Source organism: Methylomonas sp. BG-2 (assembly GCF_057766305.1).
Genome location: NZ_JBYMAP010000336.1, coordinates 1 through 3,205, shown reverse-complemented (window position 1 = coordinate 3,205; position 3,205 = coordinate 1). Strand labels below are relative to the sequence as shown.

General features: G+C 49.5%; 6 protein-coding genes and 1 pseudogene. 4 read left to right on the top strand and 3 right to left on the bottom strand.

The window, feature by feature from the left end; genetic code table 11:
• Nucleotides 1–10: 10 nt before the first annotated feature.
• Nucleotides 11–193 carry an IncC plasmid conjugative DNA transfer DtrJ family protein gene (locus AC3B8H_RS19750; protein ID WP_488443227.1) on the bottom strand — a complete coding sequence of 61 codons (183 nt, stop codon included), beginning with the start codon at nucleotides 191–193 and terminating at the stop codon, nucleotides 11–13.
• A gap of 229 nt (nucleotides 194–422) precedes the next feature.
• Here AC3B8H_RS19750 and AC3B8H_RS19745 point away from each other — a divergent pair, with 229 nt between their 5' ends.
• On the top strand, nucleotides 423–1,046 hold the full coding sequence (locus AC3B8H_RS19745; protein ID WP_488443229.1) for a DUF1697 domain-containing protein: 624 nt from the start codon (nucleotides 423–425) through the stop codon (nucleotides 1,044–1,046).
• 52 nt (nucleotides 1,047–1,098) lie between these two features.
• On the opposite strand, the gene AC3B8H_RS19740 is transcribed toward AC3B8H_RS19745, so the two are convergent.
• Both AC3B8H_RS19740 and AC3B8H_RS19735 read right to left on the bottom strand, forming a co-directional pair.
• Nucleotides 1,099–1,197, bottom strand: coding sequence for a type II toxin-antitoxin system CcdA family antitoxin (locus AC3B8H_RS19740; protein WP_488443228.1), 99 nt, complete (start codon nucleotides 1,195–1,197; stop codon nucleotides 1,099–1,101).
• A gap of 50 nt (nucleotides 1,198–1,247) precedes the next feature.
• Nucleotides 1,248–1,951: pseudogene (locus AC3B8H_RS19735) on the bottom strand (IS3 family transposase); the annotation flags it as partial.
• 309 nt (nucleotides 1,952–2,260) lie between these two features.
• Between AC3B8H_RS19735 and AC3B8H_RS19730 the strand changes: the two are divergent.
• From AC3B8H_RS19730 to AC3B8H_RS19720, 3 genes are all read left to right on the top strand, one after another.
• Entirely contained in the window at nucleotides 2,261–2,521 is a 261-nt protein-coding gene (locus tag AC3B8H_RS19730; RefSeq protein ID WP_488443226.1) for a hypothetical protein, read from the top strand.
• On the top strand, nucleotides 2,511–2,897 hold the full coding sequence (locus AC3B8H_RS19725) for a PIN domain-containing protein (RefSeq protein WP_488443225.1): 387 nt from the start codon (nucleotides 2,511–2,513) through the stop codon (nucleotides 2,895–2,897). Before AC3B8H_RS19730 ends, AC3B8H_RS19725 begins: the two co-directional genes overlap by 11 nt.
• A 6-nt stretch (nucleotides 2,898–2,903) precedes the next feature.
• Nucleotides 2,904–3,205, top strand: a 302-nt coding sequence (locus tag AC3B8H_RS19720) for a hypothetical protein (RefSeq protein WP_488443224.1), incomplete at its 3' end; no start/stop codon positions are given.

The following is a 3,205-nucleotide window of genomic DNA, read 5'->3' as shown; positions in this document are numbered from 1 at the left end:
GTTCCACCAACTAATCACGAATCCAGCGGTGTCCAAGCATCAAGTAGAGACTGTAGCGATGCGCGATCGGGCTAGGGTAATCGAAGTTGGTTTGGCTGGTTTTGCGCCGCACCAATCCGTCAACGACAAACGGTAGTAAGGCGGCCGGCACGTATGGCACCCAAATACAAGCCGTGGTTAGGCGTTTGATCATTTAAAAGATCGTGTCCCACAACACGTTGAATTTACTTTGGATAAAGGGAAACAGTTTTGATGAAGCTGTTTTTCGGCTTCCGCCTCCATCCGAACCATCAAAACAGATACTTGGAAGACCGCGAGCAGGCAGCTATCTGGGCGTGCCGCTCGTATGATGCCGCAGGACGAGTTCAACGTAACCTGCGTAAAGCCAACGCGTCGACGGCCAAAAAGGCGAATTGCAAAACGTGAAGGTGCCTGTAGCCGCTTATTCTAACACGCTGGCCGACCGGCACCCACTCGGTAAACGAATGAAGACTTATATCGCATTGTTGAGAGGCATCAATGTTGGCGGGAAGCATATTCTCCCGATGCCGGCATTGGTTGCCATTTTCGAAAGCCTTGGCCTCTGCGACGTCAAAACCTATATCCAAAGTGGCAATGCGGTGTTTCGTAGCCATGCTGAAGACGTTGGGCCACTGTCCGCGCGGATTGTGGAGGAAATAAACAAACGCCACGGTTTCGAGCCGCAGTTATTATTACTGGCGTTGGCGGAACTGGAGCACGCCGTGCGAGCCAATCCGTTTCCCGATACAGAATGCCAACCCAATACCTTACACCTGAGTTTTCTGCTGTCCGCACCGGCCAACCCCGATCTTAATGCGCTGGCCGTCATCAAGAAAGACAGAGAACGGTTTGGTCTGATCGACCGGGTTTTCTATCTGCATGCGCCGGAAGGTATCGGATGCTCAAAACTGGCGGCCCAGGCTGAAAAACGGCTCGGCGTGGCAATGACGGGCCGCAATTGGCGGGGTTTGCAAGGTACTGGAACTAGCGAAAGCATGACAGTCCCGAACGCCGCGGATCAATAAGCCTTGCGCGAGACGGCGAATGCGTTTTACCGCGGCATCGCTTTCATGCTTGCTATTTGGATTCGGCTGCTTTGCGCAAGCTAACGCTGAAACAACCTTCGGCTTCGATACGCCGGTTGTAGTCTTCTATGAATTGCCTGTTTTCCTGCAGCCATTGCTGCGTGATGTGTCAATACTTTTCCGGACACACGCTTAAGCAGCTTAAAGCTGCAATTCGTAGTCAAGGGGCGAGCGGTAGCCATTGGCGGAATGGGGTCGTTCGCGGTTGTAAGACACTTCGATATATTCGAATACGGCCTGCCTGGCCTCTGCTCGGGTTCGATAGGTCTGGTGATGTATCAATTCGGTTCTCAGGGTGTGAAAGAAGCTTTCCGACACGGCGTTATCCCAGCAATTGCCCTTACGGCTCATGCTTTGCCGGATGCCGTGTTGCGTTAGTAAGGCTCGGTGGCTATCCGATGCATATTGGCTGCCGCGATCGGAGACAAAAGCAAACTTTTTTCCGGCTTGCGTTTCCAAACCGCCATCAATAGCGCGTCGTTCACCATATGTTCGGCCATAGACCAGCCCACGACTTGCCGGGAATAGAGATCAATCACCACGGCCAGATACAACCAAGCTTCCTGAATATGGGTATAGGTGATGTCGCCGGCATAGACTTGATTGGGCATTTCCACGGCAAATTGCCGGTCCAGAAGATTGGGGGCAACCGGTTGATGATGCTTCGAATTCGTCGTGACTTTGAATTGGCGTTGGGTTATACAGGTGAGTCTCGCTTCGCGCATCAATCGTCCGATACGGCGGCGACTGACGGTTCGGTTTCGAGCGGATAAGACGGCCTTGAGACGGCACGTACCGTAGGTTGCCCGGCTCTTGCCAAAGGTGCTTTGGATCATCTCCGATAGGGGGCATTGAACCTAGGTGGAAATTACCTAGTCTGATCGAAATTTTTTTTTTGATTTTTTACATTTGCTCGAATCGTTCGGGATGGATTTACAATCCCCGTCCCGCCCATAATAAAATCTCGAAATACTCAAATAATGGACTGAATCACTATCCGCCGACCTGCAAGCGTAATGTCCGTACAAATCACGACCGGCATAACGATGTCGCGTAAATCTCGCGTAAGATTTTAGGCCTTGAACATGCGTGTGCATTGTTTTAGGCTCTAAAAATGATAAAATAAATAATCTAAAATATTTATTTTTTCAACTATGCGGCTCACAGCATCCCAGCTTCAATCCAAACACAAGGCTCTTATTGACGCTCTTAAACGAGGAGAGACGGTAGAGATTACTTACCACGGCCAAATACTTGGCGTGGTTCACCCTGCTGTACCCACTGTAAATTCAGAAGAGCAAGAAACAGCAATGAATGAATTTTTCGGCATGCATCGTGATTCAGGCATTGCTACCGTGGAAGATGAATTACGCGATATTCGTAAAGGTCGCCGGAGCCAGCTGAGTGATCTTTGATACCAATATATTGATCTATGCTGACCGGGGCGTGCTTTCAGCCAAAGACTTGATTCTCAGCACACAGCAGCGATCTATATCTGCCGTCACCTACATGGAATATGTGCCGTTTTGCCGGAACAAAAAAGAGCTGGCGATCTTTGAAAAAATGCTGCAAGCACTTCAATTCACCATCCATGAAGTAGATCATGGCATTTCCTATCATGCCCGGCAGTTGGTTCGTCAATTTGCCTTAAGCCATAGCATGGAAATGGGTGACGCTTTAATAGCTGCCACAGCCGTGGCCCACAATGAATTGCTATGCACCGGCAACATCAAGCACTTTTCGCAAATCAATGGACTGATGCTCGACCATTACCAACCTGATGAAAGCTGACTAGAAATGACTGACTACTCGGAATTAGCTCAAACGATGCTGACGCTTGGCAAGCTAACAGACTTTGCGCCGGATTACAAGGCATTAGGATTTTCCGAGGCAAATGCCGATGAGTTGATTCGGATGGCAACCGATCCTGAGCTATTAGATAACGATGATAAATCGCCTTTGTTCTGGGCAACAGTCCATGCCTGGTATGCACTTGGGCAATTGCAAGTCGTTGATGCCATCAAGCCCTTGCTTGATCTTCACGATGAGTACCCCTTTGATATGTATTTGCATAGTGAAATCGCAAATGCCATTTCCTT